The organism is Variovorax saccharolyticus (assembly GCF_030316765.1).
Classification (GTDB): Bacteria; Pseudomonadota; Gammaproteobacteria; order Burkholderiales; family Burkholderiaceae_C; genus Variovorax; species Variovorax saccharolyticus.
This window is the reverse complement of record NZ_JASZYT010000001.1, coordinates 876,783-897,985: the sequence shown is the minus strand read 5'-3', so window position 1 is coordinate 897,985 and position 21,203 is coordinate 876,783. Positions and strand designations below refer to the sequence as shown.

The following is a 21,203-nucleotide window of genomic DNA, read 5'->3' as shown; positions in this document are numbered from 1 at the left end:
TCACAAGAACTCCCCCACATGACCACCATTCAGCAAGCCGACCTGATCGAGTCGGTTTCCGCAGCGCTGCAGTACATCAGCTACTACCACCCGGCCGACTACATCGCCCACCTGGCCAAAGCCTACGAGCGCGAGCAGAGCCCGGCGGCCAAGGACGCGATGGCGCAGATCCTCACCAACAGCAAGATGAGCGCGACCGGCCACCGGCCGATCTGCCAGGACACCGGCATCGTCAACGTGTTCCTCAAGGTGGGCATGGACGTGCGCTGGGGCGGCTTCACCGGCAGCCTCGACGACGCCATCAACGAAGGCGTGCGCCGCGGCTACAACCACCCGGACAACACCCTGCGCGCCTCGGTCGTGGCCGATCCGCAGTTCGACCGCAAGAACACCAAGGACAACACGCCGGCCGTGATCTTCACCGAGATCGTGCCCGGCAACACGGTCGAGGTCACGGTCGCGGCCAAGGGCGGCGGCAGCGAGAACAAGAGCAAGCTCGCGATGCTCAACCCCGGCGACAGCATCGTCGACTGGGTGCTCAAGACCGTGCCCACGATGGGCGCCGGCTGGTGCCCGCCCGGCATGCTGGGCATCGGCATCGGCGGCACCGCCGAGAAGGCCGCGCTGATGGCCAAGCAAAGCCTCATGGACGACCTCGACATGCACGAGCTGCAGGCCAAGAAGGCCTCCGGCGCCGAGCTGACCAAGGTCGAGGCGCTGCGCATCGAGCTGTTCGAGAAGGTCAATGCGCTCGGCATCGGCGCCCAGGGCCTGGGCGGCCTCGCGACCGTGCTCGACGTCAAGATCCAGATGTACCCCACGCACGCGGCCAGCAAGCCGGTGGCGATGATCCCGAACTGCGCCGCCACCCGCCACGCCCACTTCGTGCTCGACGGCTCGGGCCCGGTGTACCTCGAGGCACCCTCGCTCGACCTGTGGCCGAAGATCGACTGGGCGCCCGACTACAACAAGAGCAAGCGGGTCGACCTCGACCAGCTCACGCCGGCCGAGGTCGCGAGCTGGAAGCCCGGCGAGACCCTGCTGCTCAACGGCAAGATGCTGACCGGCCGCGACGCCGCCCACAAGCGCATCTCGGACATGCTGGCCAAGGGCGAGAAGCTGCCGGTGGACTTCACCAACCGCGTGATCTACTACGTCGGCCCGGTCGACCCGGTAGGCAACGAGGCTGTGGGCCCGGCCGGCCCGACCACCGCCACGCGCATGGACGGCTTCACCGAGATGATGCTGGCCCAGACCGGCCTGATCGCGATGATCGGCAAGGCCGAGCGCGGCCCGGTCGCGATCGAGGCCATCAAGAAGCACCAGAGCGCCTACCTGATGGCCGTGGGCGGTGCCGCCTACCTCGTGAGCAAGGCGATCAAGACCGCCCGTGTGGTCGGCTTCGCCGACCTCGGCATGGAAGCCATCTACGAGTTCGACGTGGTCGACATGCCGGTGACCGTGGCGGTCGACGCCGGCGGCACCAGCGCCCACATCACGGGCCCGGCCGAATGGCAGAAGCGCATCGCCAGCGGCGAGTTCAAGACCATCACGCTGGAAGCGGCTTGAGCCTGGCGCACGTCGACGGTTCATCGCGCGCCGACGATCCTGTCGGCGTGTTCGACAGCGGCGTCGGGGGCCTGAGCGTCCTCAACGCGCTGCGCGAGACCCTGCCGCACGAGCGCTTCGTCTACTTCGCCGACACCGCGCATGCACCGTACGGCGAGCGCGGCGACGCCTTCGTCGCCGAGCGCAGCGCCGCGGTCGCCCGCGAGTTGATCGACGCGCACCGGATCAAGGCCCTGGTCGTGGCCTGCAACACGGCGACTGCGGCCGCGATCCACCGGCTGCGCGCCGATCACCCGGCGCTGCCGGTGGTCGGCGTCGAGCCGGCGCTGAAGCCCGCGGTGGCGCTGAGCCGCACCGGGCGCATCGCGGTGCTGGCGACCCGCGTGACGGTGGGAAGCCGCAAGTTCCAGGCGCTGCTGGCATCTCTGGCCGGCCAGGCGGCATTCAGCATCGTGGCCTGCGATGGCTTGGCAGGCGCGATCGAAGGCGCCGACGAGGCGCGCATCGCGGCACTCTGCGAGCGGCACCTGGCCACCGCCGGACGCTTCGGCGACGGCGACGGCGAGATCGACACGCTGGTGCTGGGCTGCACCCACTACCCTTTCGTCGCCGACGAACTGCGGCGCCGCACCGGGCCGACGGTGCGTTTCATCGACACCGGCGCACCCGTGGCGCAGCAGACGCGGCGGCTGCTCGGGCAGGCCGGCACGCTGCGCGCGGATGGCGCCGGCGAACTGCGTCTGCTGAGCAGCGGCGCGCCCGAGGCGCTGGACGCCGCGGCCGCCCGCTGGCTCACGGTTCCCGCCTGATGCGCCGCCTGCGCCGCGCCCTGTGCCTCGGCGGCCTGCTGGCCGGCTTCGGCGTCGCGGCCCACGCGGCCTGCGACACCGGGCTCGCCGAGCGCATGCATGCCAAGCTCCACCCGAAGCGCGCCCTCGACCACGAACGCGCCGTCTGCGAGCCGTGGCGCGGCGTCCCGGGCCGCTTCATCGTCGTGCTGCCGTTGCCCCGCCCCTCGACCGAGCCCGGCACCCGCCAGTTCGATCTCGACGTGCTGGTCGTGCAGCAGGCCGACAACGGCAACACCGAGCGGGCCAAGATCGTGAGCCGGCTGTTCGAGGAAGACGTGCTGACCGAGGACGCGGTGCGCATCGGCGAGATCCGGGTCGACGGCTCGCGCTATGCGCTGGCCCCCGACGCGCGCGCCTTCGGGCTGCGCATCCTGCGCCAGGGCTCCTCGCGCGCCAATCCCTATTCGAACGAGACCCTGTCGCTCTACGTGCCCCAGGGGCCAAAGCTCGCCAAGGTGCTCGACGGACTCGAACTCACGCTCGAGCAAGGCGAATGGGACACCAACTGCACCGGCAGCTTCGAGACGGTGCGCGGCAGCCTCTCGGTGGCCCGTGGCGGCAGCGGCGGCTACGCCGACCTGCTGCTGCACCAGGCGCGCTCCGAAAGCCGCTCGAGCCCGCTGGGCGACGAATGCGTGACGCAGGATCAGCGCCAGAGCTTCAAGTCGCGCCTGCTGCACTACGACGGCGCGCGCTACCGCCTCGGCAAGGGTGCCGCGGCCGACTGACGCTCAGGCCCGGAGCGCCGCATCCCGTCCGCGCCGCATGTCGATCGGCAGCAGCAGCAGCAGTCCACCCACGAACAGCACCGCGGTCGAGAGGATCGCGATCCGCTGGTTGCCACCGGTGGCCCAGGTGATCGCGCCGTAGCTCAGGGGGCCGACGATGCTGGCCAGCCGGGTGGCGAAGGTCCAGAGTCCGAAGAACTCCGCCAGCTGGCGCGGCGGCGCCAGGATGCCGGTCATGGCGCGCCCCGCCGACTGGCTCGAGCCCATGGCCAGTCCGGCGATCGCGGCGGCCCACCAGAAGCCGCCCTTGGTGCTGACCGAGGCGGCGATCACGCAGACCGCGATCCAGGCCACCAGCGCGCCCGCGAGCGAGCGCCGATGGCCGATCCGGTCCTGCAGGTAGCCGAAGCCGAAGGCGCCCAGCGCCGCGGCGATGTTGAGCACGAAGATCAGCACCATCGTCTCGCTCGGCACGAAGCCGATCACCTGCTCGGCGTAGATCGCCGCCAGCGTGATCGCCACCGCCACGCCTCCTTGGTAGCAGACGGTGCAGGCCAGCAGCCACATGAAGTCGCGGTAGGCGCGCGCCTCGCGGAAGGTGTCGCGCAGCTGCCGCCACGCGCTCTGCCGGGCACCACGCCGCTGCGGCAACGCGCGCTCCGGCAGCAGCGCGAAGGTGACGCAGGCCGCCGCCCCATAGAGCGCCGCCGTGATCAGCATCGTGACCGGCACGAAATGCGCGGCCGGCAGGCCCCGCGCCTGCGACCACAGCACGTAGGCCAGGCACAGGCCCAGCGCCAGCATGCCGCCGAGGTAGCCGAAGCCCCAGCCCCAGCCGCTGACCTTGCCCATGCCGTCGGCCGTGGCGAGTTCGGGCAGAAAGGCGCCGGTGAGCGATTCGCCGTAGGAGTAGAAAGTGTTGGAGATGATGACCAGCAGCATCGCGAACGCCACCGCGTAGGCGCCGCTGACTCGCGGCGTCAGCGCCAGCGCCGCGGTGCCGGCCACACAGGCCAGCGTCACGACGACCAGCACCCGCTTCTTGGCCGCGTGCAGGTCGGCCCAGGCGCCGATCGCGGGCATCGTGAGCATCACGATGGCGTAGGAGATGCTGAGCGCCGCGGTCCAGGCGAAGGCCCCCCAGGGTGCGCCCTTGGCGATGCCGCCGACGAAATAGGCGGCGAACACGGCGGTGATGACCACCGTGGTGTAGCCCGAATTGGCGAAGTCGTACATCGCCCATCCGAACACTTCGCGCTTGCGCACGCCGGGCTGGAGGGCGGACTGGGGAAACAGGGCCAAGCGAGGACTCCGCGCGAAATGAAGGTTCGCGCAGCATAGCGGAGCGGCGTGGCCGCTCCGCGTCGGGATTGCAGCCTAGTGCAGGTGCCGCGGACGGCGGCCGCCGCCGTGGCCGCCGCTGCCGGCGCCCCCGGTGCCGCCTCGCGGGCGCTTGCCGATCTCGAGCGAGTTCACCAGTGCATCGAAGCGGTCGCCGAAGAGCTTGTCGATCTCGGCCACGACGCCGCCCAGTTCGGCGCCGTCGAAGTGGCGCTCCATCAGGTTCACCACGTCCTCCACCAGCAGGTCGCGCTGCACCTGCATGATGGCCGCCGGATTCGGGCCGACGAAGAGCATCAGGAAATCGTCGCGCGACTCCTCGTCGGGGTCGCCCTCTTCCTCGTCGAAATCGGTGTCGTAGAACGTGACCTCCAGCGCCGCGCCCTGCTCGGAGAGTTCGTTCAGCGCCATGCACATCTCGTCGAGCGCCTGGCGGAAATCCTCGTCGCCGGCCACGGTCCAGCAGATCTGGAGCATGTGTTCCTTCTGCTCGAAGCGGATGCCCGGTTCTTCTTCGTAGACGCTGGTGGCGCCATCGGCCAGCGACTTGGCGCCGGCGTACTTCCAGAGCGGCGCGAGCGCCTCCTGAATCTGCTCGAAGCTCACGTCGGAACGCAGCGGCACGTCGCCGTGCACATGGATTTCGAACGGAGCGTTGTAGCGAGGCATGTCTTGCTCCCTTGTAGTGTGGTGGTGCCCGGAACCGGGGTCGAACCGGTATGCCCCTTGTTCAGGAAGCGGCGGATTTTAAGTCCGATGTGTCTACCAATTTCACCATCCGGGCTTCCGGTCGGACAACGACGATACCGCAAACGAACACAGCCCCGGCAACGTGGGTTGGCGGGGCTGCACTTTCGGGTTCGATGTCGGTGGAGGCGCGACCCGGAGTCGAACCGGGCTAGACGGATTTGCAATCCGTTGCATAACCGCTTTGCTATCGCGCCACGCTTTCGTAATTCTTCTTGGACTCGAAAAAAAGGGAAGCATCTAGCTTCCCTTTTTCAAAACTGGAGCGGGAAAAGAGTCTCGAACTCTCGACCTCAACCTTGGCAAGGTTGCGCTCTACCAACTGAGCTATTCCCGCGTTTCGAGCCTCGAATTATAGACTATTTTTTCGAGGCCTCGCAAGACACCAAGCTCAATGCTTCACCGATCCTTCGACCGGCGCCGCCGCGCGCTGCTTGGCGAGCTCGGCCACCGCAGCCGCGGACGCAGCGACCTCTTCGTCGGACAGCGGCGTCGGCATCTTCTCGAGCGCGATCTCGAGCACCTTGTCGATCCACTTGACGGGCACGATCTCGAGGCCGTTCTTCACGTTCTCGGGAATGTCCTGCAGGTCCTTGGCGTTCTCCTCGGGGATCAGCACGGTCTTGATGCCGCCGCGCAGTGCCGCCAGCAGCTTTTCCTTCAGGCCGCCGATCGCCGTGACCTCGCCGCGCAGGGTGATCTCGCCGGTCATGGCGACGTCGCCGCGCACCGGGATGCCGGTCAGCGCCGACACGAAGGCGGTGGTCATCGCGGCGCCCGCGCTCGGGCCGTCCTTGGGGGTCGCGCCGTCGGGCACGTGGATGTGGATGTCGCGCTTCTCGAACACCTCGTCCTTGATGCCGAGCCGGCGGGCACGGCTGCGCACCACGGTACGCGCCGCTTCCACCGATTCCTTCATGACGTCGCCCAGCGATCCGGTGCGGCTGATCACGCCCTTGCCGGGCATGGTCACGGCCTCGATCGTCAGCAGGTCGCCGCCGACCTCGGTCCAGGCCAGGCCGACCACCTGGCCGACCTGGTTCTGCTTCTCGGCCAGCCCGAAGCTGTACTTGCGCACGCCCAGGAAGTCGTTGAGGTTGGCGCCGGTGACCAGCACCTTGGCCTCCATCTTCTTGAGCAGCAGGCCCTTGACCACCTTGCGGCAGATCTTCGACAGCTCGCGCTCGAGCGAACGCACGCCGGCCTCGCGGGTGTAGTAGCGCACGATGTCGCGCACCGCTTCCTCGTTGATCAGCAGCTCGTCTTCCTTGACGCCGTTGTTCTTCATCTGCTTGGGCAGCAGGTACTTCAGCGCGATGTGGGTCTTCTCGTCCTCGGTGTAGCCCGCCAGGCGGATCACTTCCATCCGGTCCAGCAGCGCCGGCGGGATGTTCATCGAGTTCGAGGTGGCGACGAACATCACGTCGGAGAGGTCGAAGTCGACCTCGACGTAGTGGTCGCCGAAGGTGTGGTTCTGTTCCGGGTCGAGCACTTCGAGCAGCGCGCTCGACGGATCGCCGCGGAAGTCGGTGCCGAGCTTGTCGATCTCGTCGAGCAGGAACAGCGGGTTGCGCGTGCCGACCTTGTTGAGGCTCTGCAGCACCTTGCCCGGCAGCGCGCCGATGTAGGTGCGGCGGTGGCCGCGGATCTCGGCCTCGTCGCGCATGCCGCCAAGCGCCATGCGGGTGTACTTGCGGCCGGTCGCCTTGGCGATCGACTGCCCGAGCGAGGTCTTGCCGACCCCCGGAGGGCCGACCAGGCACAGGATCGGCGCCTTCACCTTGTCGACGCGCTGCTGCACCGCGAGATATTCCAGGATGCGGTCCTTGACCTTCTCCAGCCCGTAGTGGTCTTCATTGAGGACCTCCTCGGCATGGGCGAGGTCGTGCTTGATCTTGGTCTTCTTGCTCCACGGCAGGCCGATCAGCACATCGATGTAGTTGCGCACCACGGTCGCCTCGGCCGACATCGGCGACATCAGCTTGAGCTTCTTGAGCTCGCCCTCGGCCTTCTTGAGCGCTTCCTTGGGCATCTTGGCGAGCTTGATCTTCTTCTCGATCTCCTCGATGTCCGCGCCCTCTTCGCCCTCGCCGAGCTCCTTCTGGATCGCCTTGACCTGCTCGTTGAGGTAGAAGTCGCGCTGGTTCTTCTCCATCTGGCGCTTCACGCGGCCACGGATCTTCTTGTCGACGTTGAGGATGTCGACCTCGCGCTCGAGTTGGCCGAACAGGTTCTCGAGCCGGGCCTTGATGTCGTCCAGGTCGAGCACGGCCTGCTTGTTGTCAAGCTTGAGCGGCAGGTGCGCCGCGATGGTGTCGGCCAGCCGGCCCGGATCGTCGATGCTCGAGATCGAGGTGAGGATCTCGGGCGGGATCTTCTTGTTGAGCTTGACGTACTGGTCGAACTGCTGCATCACGGCACGGCGCAGCGCCTCGACCTCGGTGCCCTTCTGGGTCGCGACCTCGGCCGCCTCGACCGGCGTCACGTTGGCCGAGAAATGGGTCTCGCCGTCATCGATGCGGTTCACGCGGGCGCGCTGCTGGCCTTCGACCAGCACCTTCACGGTGCCATCGGGCAGCTTCAGCATCTGCAGGATGGTCGAGATGCAGCCGACCTCGAACATGTCCTCGACCGAGGGCTCGTCCTTGGCGGCGGCCTTCTGCGCCACCAGCATGATGCGGCGCTCGGCCTCCATCGCCAGCTCGAGCGCCTTGATGCTCTTGGGCCGGCCGACGAACAGCGGGATGACCATGTGGGGGAACACGACCACGTCGCGCAGCGGCAGCAGCGGCAGGTCGAGCTCGGTGGCAGGCAGGGGAATATGACCGGACATGGGAATCCTTTACTTGATCATGGAAAGATGGTCGGCCGCGCGCACTTTTCAAGTGCGCGGGCACGGTCTTCGTCGAAGACGCCGGACGCCTGGCAGGAAGCAGTCGTCCGAATGGGCATCAGGCCTTCTTGGCGGCCTCGCGATAGACCAGCAGCGGTGGCTTGTTCTCGTCAATCGTGGATTCTTCGACCACCACCTTGTCGACATTGGTCGCGTTCGGCAGCTCGAACATGGTGTCGATCAGCGACTGCTCGAGGATCGAGCGCAGACCGCGGGCACCGGTCTTGCGGGCCAGCGCCTTGCGGGCGATCGCCTTCAGCGCCGCCGGGCGGATCTCGAGGTCGACGCCCTCCATCTGCAGCAGCTTGGTGAACTGCTTGACGACCGCGTTCTTCGGCTCGGTCAGGATCTGCACCAGCGCGTCTTCGCTGAGTTCGGCCAGCGACGCCACCACGGGCATCCGGCCGACCAGCTCGGGAATCAGGCCGAACTTGATCAGGTCCTCGGGCTCCACCTCGCGGAACACCTCGGTGATGCTGCGCTGCTGCTTGCTCTTGACCGAGGCGCCGAAACCGATGCCCGAGGCCTCGGTGCGGTTCTCGATCACCTTCTCGAGCCCGGCGAAGGCGCCGCCGCAGATGAACAGGATGTTGGTCGTGTCGATCTGCAGGAAATCCTGGTTCGGGTGCTTGCGCCCGCCTTGCGGCGGCACGCTGGCCATGGTGCCTTCGATCAGCTTCAGCAGCGCCTGCTGCACGCCTTCGCCCGAGACGTCGCGGGTGATCGAGGGGTTGTCCGACTTGCGCGAGATCTTGTCGATCTCGTCGATGTAGACGATGCCCCGCTGGGCCCGCTCGACCTCGTAGTTGCAGCTCTGCAGCAGCTTCTGAATGATGTTCTCGACGTCTTCGCCGACATAGCCGGCCTCGGTCAGCGTGGTGGCATCGGCCATCACGAAAGGCACGTCGAGCATCCGCGCCAGGGTCTGGGCCAGCAGCGTCTTGCCCGAGCCAGTCGGCCCGATCAGCAGGATGTTGCTCTTGCTGAGCTCGACGTCGTCGCCCTTGGATTTCTCCTTGTGGCGCAGGCGCTTGTAGTGGTTGTAGACCGCCACCGAGAGCATCCGCTTGGCCGGTTCCTGGCCGATCACGTAGTTGTCGAGGTTGGACTTGATCTCCAGCGGCGTCGGCAGGTCGCTGCGCGCCTCGCGCGACTCCTCGCCCGCGGGCAGTTCGTCGCGGATGATCTCGTTGCACAGGTCGATGCACTCGTCACAGATGAACACCGACGGACCGGCGATCAGCTTCTTGACCTCGTGCTGACTCTTCCCGCAGAACGAGCAGTAAAGCGTTTTTTCGCTGGAGGAGCCTTTTTTCTCGGCCATGGGCAAATGCCTCGTAACAGGGGTTTAACAATGATAGCGAAGATGAAAGCCCACAAGCCCGTCGCTGGCCTGAAGAAAAACGGCGCTTTCCCCAATGGAAAACGCCGTTGTTGCTTGCGCGCCTCAGCGCCAGGCCTTTTTTCAGCTGCGCTTGGAGATGACCTGGTCGATCAGGCCGTACTCCTTGGACTCGTCGGCGGTCAGGAAGTAGTCGCGTTCGGTGTCGCGGGCGATCTTCTCGAACGACTGGCCGGTGCGCTCGGCCAGGATGCGGTTCATCTGCTCGCGCGTCTTGAGGATGTCGCGGGCATGGATCTCGATGTCCGTGGCCTGGCCGCGGGCGCCGCCGAGCACCTGGTGGATCATGATCTTGGAGTTGGGCAGCGAGAAGCGCTTGCCCTTCTCGCCGGCCGCCAGCAGGAAGGCGCCCATGCTGGCCGCGAAGCCGATGCAAAGGGTCGACACGGCCGGCTTGATGAACTGCATGGTGTCGTAGATCGCCATGCCGGCGCTGACGCTGCCGCCCGGGGAGTTGATGTAGAACGAGATGTCCTTGTCGGGGTTCTCGCTCTCGAGGAACAGCAGCTGCGCCACCACCAGGTTGGCGGTCTGGTCGTTGACTTCGCCGACCAGGAAGATCACGCGCTCCTTGAGCAGGCGCGAATAGATGTCATAGGAACGCTCGCCGCGGCCCGATTGCTCGATGACCATCGGAACCATGCCGAGGCCTTGAATTTCCTGTGCGCTCATGTGTGCTCTCCAGAGGGGTTTTGTACGGTACCCAGACGAAATGGGGCTCGTGCCACAAAGCACAAGCCCCATCGCGCGGCAGCCTGCAGGATCAACCTTGCTGGGCCATCAGCTCGTCAAAGGACACCGCCTTGGCATTGACCTTGGCCTTGCCGAGCACGAAATCCGTGACGTTGTTCTCGATCACCACCGCTTCGACTTCGGCCAGGCGGCGGTTATCGCTGAAATACCAGCGCACGACGTCGGCCGGCTTCTCGTAGCTGGCGGCCAGTTCGTCGATGTGGGCCTTGATCTGCTCCGGCTTGGCTTGCAGGTTGTTGGCGCGCACGAGTTCGGCCACCACCAGGCCCAGGCGCACGCGGCGCTCGGCCTGCGGGCGGAAGACGTCGTCGGGGATCGGCGCCTTGTCGGCGTCCTTGATGCCGCGCTGCTTGAGTTCGGCGCGGGCGCCTTCGATCATGCGGTCGACTTCGGCCTGCACGCTGGATTTCGGCAGATCGAGTTCGGCGTTGGCGATCAGGGCGTCCATGACGGCGTTCTTGTTGCGCGCCAGCAGGCGGAACTTGACCTCGCGCTCGAGGTTGCGCTTGATGTCGGCGCGCAGGCCCTCGACCGTGGCGTCGGCGATGCCGAGCGACTTGGCGAGCTGCTCGTTGACTTCGGGCAGGTGCGAAGCCTCGATCTTCTTCACCGTGACCATGAAGTCGGCTTGCTTGCCGGCCACGTCCTTGCCGTGGTAGTCGGCCGGGAACGACAGCGGGAAGGTGCGGCTGTCGCCGGACTTCAGGCCGCGCACCGCGTCTTCGAATTCCTTCAGCATCTGGCCTTCGCCGACGATGAACTGGAAGTCTTCGGCCTTGCCGCCCTGGAACGGCTCGCCGTCGATCTTGCCTTCGAAGTCGACCGTCACGCGGTCGTTGTCGGCCACGGCGGCGTCCTGGGCGCGCTGGGCGAAGGTGCGGCGCTGCTTGCGCAGGATGTCGAGCGTCTTGTCGATCGCTTCCTCGCCCACTTCGGCGTCGATTTTCTCGACTTCGGCGCCCGACAGGTCGTTGATCTTGACATCGGGGAAGACTTCGAAGACGGCGTCGAAGGCCAGCTGGCCTTCGGGCGATTCTTCCTTCTCGGTGATGCGCGGCTGGCCGGCGACGCGCAGCTTGGCTTCGTTGGCGGCCTGCGAGAAGGCCTCGCCGACCTTGTCGTTCATGACTTCGTAGTGGACCGAATAGCCGTAACGCTGGGCGACGACGTTCATCGGCACCTTGCCGGGACGGAAACCGTCCATCTTGACGGTGCGGGCCAGCTTCTTGAGGCGCGAATCGACCTCGGACTGGATGGTGCCGACCGGCAAGGTCAGCGTGATCTTGCGTTCGAGCTTCTCGAGGGTTTCAACGTTCACGGTCATTTCAGTCTTCCTATTGAAGGGTCTTATGTGCTGGTGCGCGGGGCCGGACTCGAACCGGCACGTTCTTGCGAACGTCAGGACCTAAACCTGGTGCGTCTACCAATTTCGCCACCCGCGCAGTTCCAGTTGTCAGTTTTTCAGGTGAGTACCGAGGAAAGCCTGGCGCCCGGGGCGCCCTGCCTTCGGCAAGTTCGGTAATTTGCGGCGGCGGAGCCTTCGCCCCGCCAGCCTGAAATCGGTCAACCGCGTATTTTAAACGCTAACCGGGACCGTTCCCGGCGACTCGACAGTCTCGCGCTTGACGCGGAAGCAGGCCGCGTACATCGCCGGCAGCGCCAGCAGCGTCAGCACCGTGGCAACGATCAGGCCGCCCATGATCGCCACCGCCATCGGGCCCCAGAAGACGCTGCGCGACAGCGGAATCATCGCCAGCACGGCGGCGGCCGCGGTCAGCACGATCGGCCGCAGCCGCCGCACCGCCGATTCGACGATCGCGTCCCAGGCCGGCACGCCCGCGGCACGGTCGGTCTCGATCTGGTCGATCAGGATCACCGCGTTGCGCTGGATCATCCCCATCAGCGCGATCACGCCGAGCAGGGCGACGAAGCCGAAGGGCCGGTTCAGCAGCAGCAGCGCGGCGGCCACCCCGACGATGCCCAGCGGGCCCGTGATGAAGACCAGCAGCGAGCGGCTGAAGCTGTGCAGCTGCAGCATCAGCAGCGTGAAGACCAGGAACAGCATGATCGGCACGCCGGCCACGATCGAGGCCGAGCCCTTGCTGCTCTCCTCGACCGCGCCGGCCGCCTCGATGCGGTAGGCGCCCGCGCCCTCGGCCAGCCAGCGGGCCTCGAGTTCGCGCAGCTTGGGCATCAGCTGGCCCGAGACGGTCGCACCCTGCATGCCCTCGATGACGTCGCCCTGCACGGTGATCGCGTAGTCGCGGTTCTCGCGCCACATCACGCCCGGCTCCCAGGTGAAGGTCGGCTTGGCGATCTGCGTCAGCGGGATCGAGCGGCCCGAACTGGTGGGCAGGTAGGCGTTGCCGATGTCCGAGATCGCCTCCCGCTCGTCCTGCGACTGCCGCAGCACGATGTCGATCAGGCGGTCGTTCTCGCGGTACTGCCCGACCGTCGTGCCGCTGAACATGGTGCGCGAGGCCTGGGCGATCGCCTGGCTGGTGACGCCGAGCGCGCGCGCCTTGTCCTGGTCGACCTCGAGCCGGATCACCTTGACCGATTCGTTCCAGTTGTCGTTGACGCCGCGCATGCTCGGGTTCTCGCGCATCACCGCCTTGACCTGGTCGGCGCGCGCGCGCAGCTCGGCCGGGTCGGTGCCGATGACCCGGAACTGCACCGGGTACGGCACCGGCGGGCCGTTGGGCAGCAGCTTGACCCGGCCGCGCGCCTCGGGGAATTCCCGGGCCAGCAGCGCCGGCAGCTTGATCCGCAGCGCCTCGCGAACCTTGAGGTCCTGGGGCAGCACGATCATCTGCGACACGTTGGATTGCGGGAACACCTGGTCGAGCGGCAGGTAGAAGCGCGGCACGCCCGAACCGATCCAGGTGGTGACGCTGGCCACGCCCGGCTCCTGCCGCAGCATCGCCTCGGCGCGGCGGGCCACCTCCTCGTTGGCGGCGAAGGAGGTGCCCTCGGGGAACCACAGTTCGACCAAGATCTCGGGCCGGCTCGAATCCGGGAAGAACTGCTGCTGCACGCGGCCCATGCCGACGATGCCGAGCGCGAACACCAGCAGCGTGGCCCCGATGGTGAGCCAGCGGTGCTCGACGCACCAGTTCACCGCGCGCCGGAAGCCGTTGTAGAACGGCGTGTCGAAAAGCTCGTGCGGCGGGGCGTCGGGGTCGTGCGGCTTGACCTTGAGCAGCAGCGTGCCGAGGTAGGGCACGAAGTACACCGACACCAGCCAGCTCAGCAGCAGCGCGATCACGGTGACCGCGAAGATCGCGAAGGTGTATTCGCCGGTGACCGATTTCGCCAGGCCGATCGGCAGGAAGCCGGCGGCCGTGATCAGCGTGCCGGTCAGCATCGGCTTGGCCGTGACGTCGTAGGCGAAGGTGGCGGCGCGCACCTTGTCGTAGCCCTCCTCCATCTTCCGCACCATCATCTCGACCGCGATGATCGCGTCGTCCACCAGCAGGCCGAGCGCGATGATCAGCGACCCCAGCGATATCTTGTGCAGCCCGATGCCGAAGTAGTTCATCGCCAGGAAGGTCATCGCCAGCACCAGCGGAATGGTGATCGCCACCACCAGGCCGGGGCGGATGTCGATGTACCAGCCCAGGCGGCCGCCCTTGTGCAGGCCGAGCGAGATGAAGCTCACCGCCAGCACGATCGCCACCGCCTCGATCAGCACGCTCACGAACTCGTTGACCGACTTGGCCACCGCGACCGGCTGGTCCTGCACCTGGACCAGCTTGACGCCCAGCGGCAGCTGCTTGTCGATCGAGGCGGTGGCGGCACGCAGCGCCTTGCCGAGCTCGATGATGTCGCCGCCCTTGGCCATCGAGACGCCGAGGCCGATCACCTCGCGGCCCTGGTGGCGCACCTTGACAGCCGGCGGATCGACGTAGGCGCGGCGGATGTCCGCGATGTCGCCCAGGCGCAGCTGGTTGCCCGAGGTGCCGCGGATGGGCATCGCGCGCAACTGCTCCACGCTGGTGAACTGGCCGCCCACCCGCACCTGGACCACGTCGTTGGGCGACTGGATCGTGCCCGCGCTCTCGACCGCGTTCTGCGAGCCGATCTGGGCCAGCACGGCGTTGAAATCAAGTCCCAGCTGGGCGATGCGCTTTTGCGACACCTCGATGAAGATCTTCTCGTCCTGCACGCCGAACTGCTCGACCTTCGCGACATCCTTCACGCGCAGCAGGCGCTGGCGCACGTCGTCCGCGAAGTTGCGCAGCTCGGCATAGCTGAAGCCGTCGCTCTCGAGCGCGTAGATCACGCCGTAGACATCGCCGAAGTCGTCGTTGAAGAACGGCCCCTGCACGCCGGCGGGCAAGGTGCCGCGCATGTCGCCGATCTTCTTGCGCACCGTGTACCAGACGTTGGCGACATCGCCGGCCTTCGAGGAGTCCTTGATCTGGAAGATGATCTGCGACTCGCCGGGCTTGGAATAGCTGCGGATCTTGTCGGCGTAGGGCGCCTCCTGCAGCGCGCGCTCGAGCTTGTCGGTCACTTGCTCGGCCACCTGCTGGGCGGTGGCGCCGGGCCAGAAGGTGCGCACCACCATCGCCCGGAAGGTGAAAGGCGGGTCCTCGTCCTGGCCCAGCTGGAAGTAGGACGCGAAGCCCAGCAGCATCAGCACCAGCATCAGGTAGCGGGTCAGGGCCGGGTGGTCGAGCGCCCATTTCGAGAGGTTGAAGCCGGCCTTGCCGGGTTCGGCATTCTGCGTCGGGGTCATCGGCGGCGTCCTCAGCGCGAGGCCACCGGCGCCACGACGGCGGACGGCAGCGCCGCGGTCGCTGCGGCGGCGGCCGCTGCCGACGACTTGTCGCGGTAGATCGACACCTTCTGCCCCGGCGACAGCACATGCACGCCGGCCGCCACCACCAGCATGCCGGGCGTCACGCCCGAGGCGATGACCGCGTCGTTGCCGTCGGCCGTGGCGACCTGGACCGGCTGCGAACGCACCGTCATGCTGGCCGGATCGAGCACCCAGACCGCGGTGCCCGTGCCTTCCTGGCGCAGGGCGCTGGTCGGCAGCTTGAGCACCGGCGCGCCGTTGTGCGACAGCGCCTTGGGCCGCGCGTAGACCGTGGCGCCGAGCGCCGGCGAGGTCGCGGCATCGATCGCCACCTTGACCGAATAGGTGCGGGTCACCGCGTCGGCACTGGCGGCGACCTCGCGCACCTTGCCCTCGAACTCGCCGCCGCCGGCCCAGCCGCGCACCGTGACCGCCGAACCCGGCTTGATCAGCGCCGCCCGGTCCTCGGGCACGGCGAAGACGACGTCGCGGGCCCCGTCCTGGGCGATGCGCACCACCGGCGCGCCGGCCGCCACCACCTGCCCCGGCTCGGCCTCGATCGCGGTCACGATGCCCGGAACGTCGGCCACCAGCGAGGTGTAGCTGGTCTGGTTGCCCTGCGCGGACAGCTGCGCCTGCGCCTGCTCGAGCTGCGCCTGGGCCGCCTTGTAAGTGCTTTCACGGCGCTCGAGGTCGGCGCCGCTGATGAAGTTCTGCTGCCGCAGTTCGCGGTAGCGCTTGAGGTCCGCCAGTGCCAGGTCGCGGTTGGTCAGGGCCGCCGCATGCTGCGCCCTGGCGCCTTCGGCGGCGAGCCGGAAGTCCTGGGGGTCGAGCTGGGCCAGCACCTGGCCGGCCTGCACGTGCTGGCCCAGTTCGGCCTGCCGGCGCGCGATCTTGCCGGCGACGCGGAAGCCGAGCCGCGACTCGACCCGGGCCTTCACCTCGGCCGAGAATTCGGGCTCGGTGTCGTAGGCGCTCACGCCCACCTGGACCACCTTGACCGAACGCAGGGGCTCCTCGGTCGCCGGCGGGCGCGAGCAGCCGGCCAGCAGCGCCGCGGCCAGCAACAACAGGCAGGCGCGACCAGGGGATGGAATGAGGGACGACATGGTCATGGAGCACCCTTGAAGGAGATCGGGGGTCATTAATGACCAGCCGGTTAGTAATTTAGGGTAAACGCGAATCGGTGTCAAACGAAAACATCGTGGCGGTAATTGCTTTGTGTTCATCCGGATGCCGGGAAAGCCAGCCCGTGGCTTGCAGCACAATCCGCCGCGTGTCTTCAACGCCCTCCCCCGTGCGCGCCGCCGCGCCCACGCACTATGAAAACTTCCCGGTCGCTTCCTGGCTCTGCCCGCCACGGCTGCGGCCGCCCATCGCCGCCATCTACGCCTTCGCGCGCACCGCGGACGACATCGCCGACGAGGGCGATGCCACCGCGGCCGAGCGGCTGGAGAGCCTGCGGGCCTACCGCGCCGATCTGGCCGCCACGGCGCGCGGCGCCGCCGCCTCGACCCGCTGGCCCGAGGTGTTCGGGCCGCTGGCCGCGGCGATGCGCGAATTCGCACTGCCCGAAAGCCTGCTGGCCGATCTTCTGTCGGCCTTCGTGCAGGACATCGAGAAGACTCGCGACCGCGCCGGCTATGCCGACCGCGCCGAACTGCTGGACTACTGCCGCCGCTCCGCCAACCCGGTCGGCCGCCTGCTGCTGCATCTCTACGGCGTCACCGATGCCCGATCGCTGGCGCAGAGCGACGCAATCTGCAGCGCGCTGCAACTGATCAATTTCTGGCAGGACCTGGGCGTCGACCTGCCGCGCGGCCGCCGCTATCTGCCGCGCGCGGACTGCGACGCCCACGGGCTTGCGGCCGGCGACTTCGAGCGCTTCGCGCCGCTGGCCTCCACCGCGCCGCCGTCGGCTGCGATCGCTCTGGTGGCGAGCGAAGTCGCCTGGGCGCGCGCCCTGATGCAGGAGGGAGCTCCGCTGGTGCATCGGCTGCCCGGCCGGGCCGGCTGGGAACTGCGCTTCGTGGTCCAGGGCGGCAGCCGCATCCTCGACAAGATCGAAGCCCAGGGCTGCGACAGTTTTTCGCGCCGGCCGGCCATCGGCCCCGGCGACGCGCCGCTGCTTGCCTGGCGGGCCCTGCGGATGCGGAGACAATCAGCCGCATGAAGAGGCCCGCACGATGACCCCCGAGCAGTACGTCCAGGACAAGGCCGCTGCATCGGGCAGCAGTTTTTATTACGCCTTTCTGTTTCTCCCGAAGCCGCGCCGCGCCGCGATCACGGCCTTCTATGCCTTCTGCCGCGAGATCGACGACGTGGTCGACGAAATCAGCGATCCCGGCGTGGCGGCGACCAAGCTGGCCTGGTGGCGCACCGAGGTGGCCCAGTCCTTCGCCGGCCAGCCTCACCATCCGGTGATGAAGGCGCTGATGCCGCAGACGACCGCCTACGGCATCGAGGAGCAGCACCTGCAGCAGGTGATCGAGGGCTGCCAGATGGATCTGGACCAGACCCGCTACCTCGACTTCCCGGCCCTGCGCCGCTATTGCCACCTGGTGGCCGGCGTGGTGGGCGAAGGCGCGGCGCGCATCTTCGGCCAGACCGATGCGCAGACCACCGCGTACGCGCACAAGCTCGGCCTCGCCCTGCAGTTGACCAACATCATCCGCGACGTCGGCGAGGACGCGCGGCGCGGCCGCATCTACCTGCCGGTCAACGAGCTGCAGCAGTTCGATGTCAAGGCGCACGAAATACTGAACCGCGTGCACTCGCCGCGCTTCGTGGCCCTGATGAAGTTCCAGGCCGAACGCGCGCAGGCCGCCTACGACGAGGCGCTGGCCCTGCTGCCCGCGGCCGACCGCCGGACCCAGAAGCCGGGACTGATGATGGCCAGCATCTACCGCACCCTGCTCGACGAGATCACGCGCGACGACTTCCAGGTGCTCGATCAGCGCGTGAGCCTGACGCCGGTCCGCAAGCTTTGGCTGGCCTGGCGCGTCCAGGCCCTCGGCCGGTTGTGACTCGCCCCCAGGTTGCCCGGCACTGCGTGTCCGGGCGCCCACCCCCTGCCGGGGGCGCAGCCAGCGGCCCGGCAAAGCCGGTTCCGCGACTGCCCACGAACAGGCGGGCGCTGCGCGCCGCCGCAGTACACGCACTGCGCCTCCTCGGTCGGCCGGCACAGCCAGGCCCGTTGGTGAAACACCGCGGAACTGGCTCTGCCAGGCCGCTGGTGTTGCCCCCGGCAGGGGGTGGGCGCCCCACACGCAGTGAGGGGCAACCTGGGGGCGAGCCATGAACCTTTCAGTGATCGGCGGCGGCTGGGCCGGGATGGCCTGCGCCGTCGAGGCGACGCGGGCCGGGCATTCGGTCACGGTGTTCGAGGCAGCGCGCCAATGGGGCGGCCGCGCACGCGCCGTGCCGGCGACGCTGCCCGACGGCTCGCCCGTGCTGCTCGACAACGGCCAGCACATCCTGATCGGCGCCTACACCGAAACGCTGGCGTTGATGGCACGCGTCGGCATCGATGCCGAGACCGCCCTGCAGCGCATCCCGCTGGTCCTGCGCTTTCCCGACGGCGGCGGGCTGGCCCTGCCGCATTTGCCGCGCCGGCTCGACGAGGCGGCGCGACGGCTGGCGCTGCCGCTCGACGTGCTGGCGGGCGTGCTGGGCGCGCGCGGCTGGTCGTGGCGGGACAAGCTGTCGCTGCTCAGGACGTCCACGCGCTGGCAGCGGCAGGGCTTCGACTGTCCGCGCAACCAATCGGTCGCCGACCTCTGCGCCACCCTGACGCCGCGCGTGCAGGCCGAACTCACCGAGCCGCTGTGCCTGTCGGCTCTGAACACGCCGGTCGCCGAAGCCAGCGGCCAGGTGTTCCTCAGGGTGCTCGACGACGCGCTGTTCAAGACCCCGGGCGGATCGCAGTTGCTGCTGCCGCGCGTCGACCTCGGCGCGCTGTTCCCCGACGCCGCCGATCGGTGGCTGCGCCAGCACGGCGCCCGGACCGAAGCCGGCCACCGGGTGCGCAGCCTGGCGCGCGACGGCGCCGGCTGGCGGGTCGACGGCCAGCCCTTCGATCGGGTGGTGCTGGCCTGCCCGCCCTGGGAGGCGGCGCGGCTGGCCGCAGACGTAGCGCCCGGCTGGGCCGCCGCCGCCGACGGGCTGGCGCATGAGGCCATCGCGACCGTCTATCTCCACGCCGACGCCGCGCTGCCGGCCGCCCTGCTCGCGCTGCGCAGCCGGCCGGACGCGCCGGCGCAATTCGTGTTCGATCGCGGCCGGCTCGGCGGCCCGCACGGCCTGCTGGCTTTCGTCGTCAGCGCCAGCAGCGCGGATCGCGAGACCCTGCAGCGGCAGGTGCTGGCTCAGGCCCGCGAGCAACTCGGCCTGGAGCGGCTGCGAGCGGTGCTGACGGTGGTCGAGCGGCGCGCCACCTTCGCCTGCACGCCGGGGCTGGTGCGCCCGCCGCAGCAGGTGGCCGAAGGCCTGCTGGCTTGCGGCGACCACGTGGCCGGCCCCTACCCGGCCACGCTCGAAGGCGCCGTGCGCAGCGCCATTGCCGCGGTGCGGGCGCTCGACGCCGGCAGCTAGGGCGCGTTCACCCTAGGCACGCCCCGCCGGCTTGCCGGCGCCGGACCAATCGGAGCGGTAGCCGGCAGCCGGCGACTTCATCATCGCGTCCATCGAGTCGCCGACCCGCGCCACGGGGGTCGGCCGGATCACCGGTGCCGCGGGGCTCCATGCCGAGGCCGGCTGCAGCCTCGACTCCGATTCCAGCGCGATGCCGTGCTTCTCCATGAGCCGGTACAAGGTCATGCGCGAGACGCCGAGTTCGCGGGCGGCGTGCGTGATGTTGCGGCCGACGCGCGTCAGCGTGAGGCTGATCACATCCCGCTCGGCGGTCGTGCGCGCGATGTCGAGCCCCATGCCGGCCACGTTCTCGACCGCCTCCAGCCCCATGTCGGTCGGCCCGATCAAGCGCCGGTCGGTCATCACGACCGCGCGCTGCACGCGATTGAACAGCTCGCGGACGTTGCCCGGCCATTCGTGCGCGAGCATCGCCGCCAGCGCCTGGCGGCTGAAGCCCTTGACCCGGGTCCTGGTCTTGGCGATGCAGCGCTGGAAGAAGTACTCGGCCAGGATCGGCACGTCCTCCATGCGCCGGCGCAGCGGCTCGACCTCGATCGACAGCACGTTGAGCCGGTAGAACAGGTCTTCGCGGAACTGCCCCACGGCGACCGCTTCGGCAAGGTCCACGTGCGAGGCCGCCACGACCCGCACGTCGACGTGCAGGTTGCGCACCCCGCCCACGCGGCTGATGGTCTTCTCCTGCAGGAAGCGCAGCAGGTTGGTCTGCAGTTCGATCGGCAGGTCGCCGATCTCGTCGAGGAAGATCGTGCCGTCGCTGGCCGCCTCGATGAAGCCGCGCCGTTCCGACGAGGCGCCGGTGAATGCGCCGCGCTCATGGCCGAACAGCTCGGACTGGATCAGCGACGGCGAGATGGCGCCGCAATTGACCGCGACGAACGGGCCGCCGGCACGGGGCGAGCACTGGTGGATGGCGCGCGCAGCCAGCTCCTTGCCGCTGCCGCTCTCGCCACCGATCAGCACCGGCGCATCGGTGGCCGCGACCTTGCGGATCTGCTCGCGCAGCCGGCTGATCGCGGGCCCCTGCCCGACCATCCCGAGCGCGTCCACGGCGCACCGCCGCGCCGCTTCGTTGCGATGCCTCAGGCCCGCCCGCTTGGCCGCGTGTCCCAGGGTCATCTCCAGTTCACGCAGGTCGCAGGGCTGCAGCAGGTGATCGAAGAAGCTGCCGAGGACGAGTTCGCGAAAAGCCGGGGACTCCAGCGCCTGGGCCTCGCACAGCGCCACCCATTCGGCCCCTGGTGAAGCCGCGATGCAGGCCTCCATCGACTCCTCGGCCACGTCCGGCTCCGCGCCGACGACCAGCAGCCCGAGCGAGAACTTGCGGTGCGCCTGCAGCCGTCCCGCCGCCGCGAGATCCGTCACGGGGCTGAGGTTCCAACCCCGCCCCAGCAACTGCTCGGCCACCCGGCCGGAGTGGCCGCCGAGCGTCACGCAAAGGATGTTTCCTGGTAGCTGCATG

At 68.3% G+C, this 21,203-nt stretch carries 15 protein-coding genes and 4 tRNA genes; 6 read left to right on the top strand and 13 right to left on the bottom strand.

Annotated features, from left to right (window positions below):
• The first annotated feature begins 18 nt into the window (after positions 1-18).
• The 3 genes from QTI45_RS04440 to QTI45_RS04430 are packed head-to-tail and all read left to right on the top strand — an operon-like array spanning position 19 to position 3,148.
• Positions 19-1,569: a fumarate hydratase gene (locus QTI45_RS04440; RefSeq protein ID WP_286367540.1), complete on the top strand. Its 1,551-nt coding sequence runs from the start codon at positions 19-21 to the stop codon at positions 1,567-1,569.
• The gene (gene murI, locus QTI45_RS04435) at positions 1,566-2,378 is read left to right on the top strand and encodes a glutamate racemase (RefSeq protein WP_286653611.1); all 813 of its coding nucleotides are present in this window, start codon (positions 1,566-1,568) and stop codon (positions 2,376-2,378) included. Before QTI45_RS04440 ends, murI begins: the two co-directional genes overlap by 4 nt.
• Complete coding sequence (locus QTI45_RS04430) at positions 2,378-3,148, top strand: PA3715 family protein (RefSeq protein ID WP_286653610.1); 771 nt, start codon at positions 2,378-2,380, stop codon at positions 3,146-3,148. Before murI ends, QTI45_RS04430 begins: the two co-directional genes overlap by 1 nt.
• A 3-nt stretch (positions 3,149-3,151) precedes the next feature.
• On the opposite strand, the gene QTI45_RS04425 is transcribed toward QTI45_RS04430, so the two are convergent.
• The 12 genes from QTI45_RS04425 to QTI45_RS04370 all read right to left on the bottom strand — a co-directional run bounded on the left by QTI45_RS04425 (position 3,152) and on the right by QTI45_RS04370 (position 16,206).
• A complete protein-coding gene (locus tag QTI45_RS04425) occupies positions 3,152-4,450 on the bottom strand; it encodes an MFS transporter (RefSeq protein ID WP_286367537.1) in 1,299 nt (432 codons plus the stop codon).
• A gap of 75 nt (positions 4,451-4,525) precedes the next feature.
• Positions 4,526-5,158, bottom strand: a complete 633-nt coding sequence (locus tag QTI45_RS04420; protein WP_286367536.1) for a DUF6806 family protein — start codon at positions 5,156-5,158, stop codon at positions 4,526-4,528.
• A gap of 22 nt (positions 5,159-5,180) precedes the next feature.
• Positions 5,181-5,273, bottom strand: a tRNA-Leu gene (locus QTI45_RS04415).
• 86 nt (positions 5,274-5,359) lie between these two features.
• Positions 5,360-5,433 (bottom strand) — tRNA-Cys (locus QTI45_RS04410).
• 64 nt (positions 5,434-5,497) lie between these two features.
• Positions 5,498-5,573: transfer RNA gene (locus tag QTI45_RS04405), tRNA-Gly, on the bottom strand.
• Between the two features lie 54 nt (positions 5,574-5,627).
• A complete protein-coding gene (gene lon, locus QTI45_RS04400) occupies positions 5,628-8,069 on the bottom strand; it encodes an endopeptidase La (protein WP_286367535.1) in 2,442 nt (813 codons plus the stop codon).
• A gap of 118 nt (positions 8,070-8,187) precedes the next feature.
• Positions 8,188-9,453, bottom strand: a complete 1,266-nt coding sequence (gene clpX / locus QTI45_RS04395) for an ATP-dependent Clp protease ATP-binding subunit ClpX (RefSeq protein ID WP_286367534.1) — start codon at positions 9,451-9,453, stop codon at positions 8,188-8,190.
• A 141-nt stretch (positions 9,454-9,594) separates the two neighbouring features.
• Complete coding sequence (gene clpP / locus QTI45_RS04390; RefSeq protein WP_093159368.1) at positions 9,595-10,203, bottom strand: ATP-dependent Clp endopeptidase proteolytic subunit ClpP; 609 nt, start codon at positions 10,201-10,203, stop codon at positions 9,595-9,597.
• A 91-nt stretch (positions 10,204-10,294) separates the two neighbouring features.
• Positions 10,295-11,608 carry a trigger factor gene (tig, locus tag QTI45_RS04385; RefSeq protein WP_286367533.1) on the bottom strand — a complete coding sequence of 438 codons (1,314 nt, stop codon included), beginning with the start codon at positions 11,606-11,608 and terminating at the stop codon, positions 10,295-10,297.
• Positions 11,609-11,639: 31 nt separating this feature from the next.
• Positions 11,640-11,726 (bottom strand) — tRNA-Leu (locus QTI45_RS04380).
• A 134-nt stretch (positions 11,727-11,860) separates the two neighbouring features.
• Positions 11,861-15,028, bottom strand: coding sequence for an efflux RND transporter permease subunit (locus tag QTI45_RS04375; RefSeq protein WP_286653609.1), 3,168 nt, complete (start codon positions 15,026-15,028; stop codon positions 11,861-11,863).
• An 11-nt stretch (positions 15,029-15,039) separates the two neighbouring features.
• On the bottom strand, positions 15,040-16,206 hold the full coding sequence (locus tag QTI45_RS04370; RefSeq protein ID WP_286653608.1) for an efflux RND transporter periplasmic adaptor subunit: 1,167 nt from the start codon (positions 16,204-16,206) through the stop codon (positions 15,040-15,042).
• A gap of 161 nt (positions 16,207-16,367) precedes the next feature.
• Between QTI45_RS04370 and hpnC the strand changes: the two genes are divergently transcribed.
• The 3 genes from hpnC (at position 16,368) to hpnE (ending at position 19,684) form a co-directional block, all read left to right on the top strand.
• The gene (gene hpnC / locus QTI45_RS04365) at positions 16,368-17,264 is read left to right on the top strand and encodes a squalene synthase HpnC (protein WP_286653607.1); all 897 of its coding nucleotides are present in this window, start codon (positions 16,368-16,370) and stop codon (positions 17,262-17,264) included.
• 13 nt (positions 17,265-17,277) lie between these two features.
• The gene (gene hpnD / locus QTI45_RS04360) at positions 17,278-18,117 is read left to right on the top strand and encodes a presqualene diphosphate synthase HpnD (protein WP_286653606.1); all 840 of its coding nucleotides are present in this window, start codon (positions 17,278-17,280) and stop codon (positions 18,115-18,117) included.
• Between the two features lie 271 nt (positions 18,118-18,388).
• A complete protein-coding gene (hpnE, locus tag QTI45_RS04355) occupies positions 18,389-19,684 on the top strand; it encodes a hydroxysqualene dehydroxylase HpnE (protein WP_286653605.1) in 1,296 nt (431 codons plus the stop codon).
• A gap of 12 nt (positions 19,685-19,696) precedes the next feature.
• On the opposite strand, the gene QTI45_RS04350 is transcribed toward hpnE, so the two are convergent.
• Entirely contained in the window at positions 19,697-21,202 is a 1,506-nt protein-coding gene (locus QTI45_RS04350) for a sigma-54 interaction domain-containing protein (protein WP_286653604.1), read from the bottom strand.
• Position 21,203 lies beyond the last annotated feature (1 nt).

What these genes read in the sequence shown, in the direction of transcription:
- QTI45_RS04440 (WP_286367540.1), top strand. Translation starts at nt 19, where the DNA reads ATGACCACCATTCAGCAAGCCGACCTGATCGAGTCGGTTTCCGCAGCG.
- QTI45_RS04430 (WP_286653610.1), top strand. Translation starts at nt 2,378, where the DNA reads ATGCGCCGCCTGCGCCGCGCCCTGTGCCTCGGCGGCCTGCTGGCCGGC.
- QTI45_RS04420 (WP_286367536.1), bottom strand. Translation starts at nt 5,158, where the DNA reads ATGCCTCGCTACAACGCTCCGTTCGAAATCCATGTGCACGGCGACGTG.
- lon (WP_286367535.1), bottom strand. Translation starts at nt 8,069, where the DNA reads ATGTCCGGTCATATTCCCCTGCCTGCCACCGAGCTCGACCTGCCGCTG.
- clpX (WP_286367534.1), bottom strand. Translation starts at nt 9,453, where the DNA reads ATGGCCGAGAAAAAAGGCTCCTCCAGCGAAAAAACGCTTTACTGCTCG.
- clpP (WP_093159368.1), bottom strand. Translation starts at nt 10,203, where the DNA reads ATGAGCGCACAGGAAATTCAAGGCCTCGGCATGGTTCCGATGGTCATC.
- tig (WP_286367533.1), bottom strand. Translation starts at nt 11,608, where the DNA reads ATGACCGTGAACGTTGAAACCCTCGAGAAGCTCGAACGCAAGATCACG.
- QTI45_RS04375 (WP_286653609.1), bottom strand. Translation starts at nt 15,028, where the DNA reads ATGACCCCGACGCAGAATGCCGAACCCGGCAAGGCCGGCTTCAACCTC.
- QTI45_RS04370 (WP_286653608.1), bottom strand. Translation starts at nt 16,206, where the DNA reads ATGACCATGTCGTCCCTCATTCCATCCCCTGGTCGCGCCTGCCTGTTG.
- hpnD (WP_286653606.1), top strand. Translation starts at nt 17,278, where the DNA reads ATGACCCCCGAGCAGTACGTCCAGGACAAGGCCGCTGCATCGGGCAGC.
- hpnE (WP_286653605.1), top strand. Translation starts at nt 18,389, where the DNA reads ATGAACCTTTCAGTGATCGGCGGCGGCTGGGCCGGGATGGCCTGCGCC.
- QTI45_RS04350 (WP_286653604.1), bottom strand. Translation starts at nt 21,202, where the DNA reads ATGCAGCTACCAGGAAACATCCTTTGCGTGACGCTCGGCGGCCACTCC.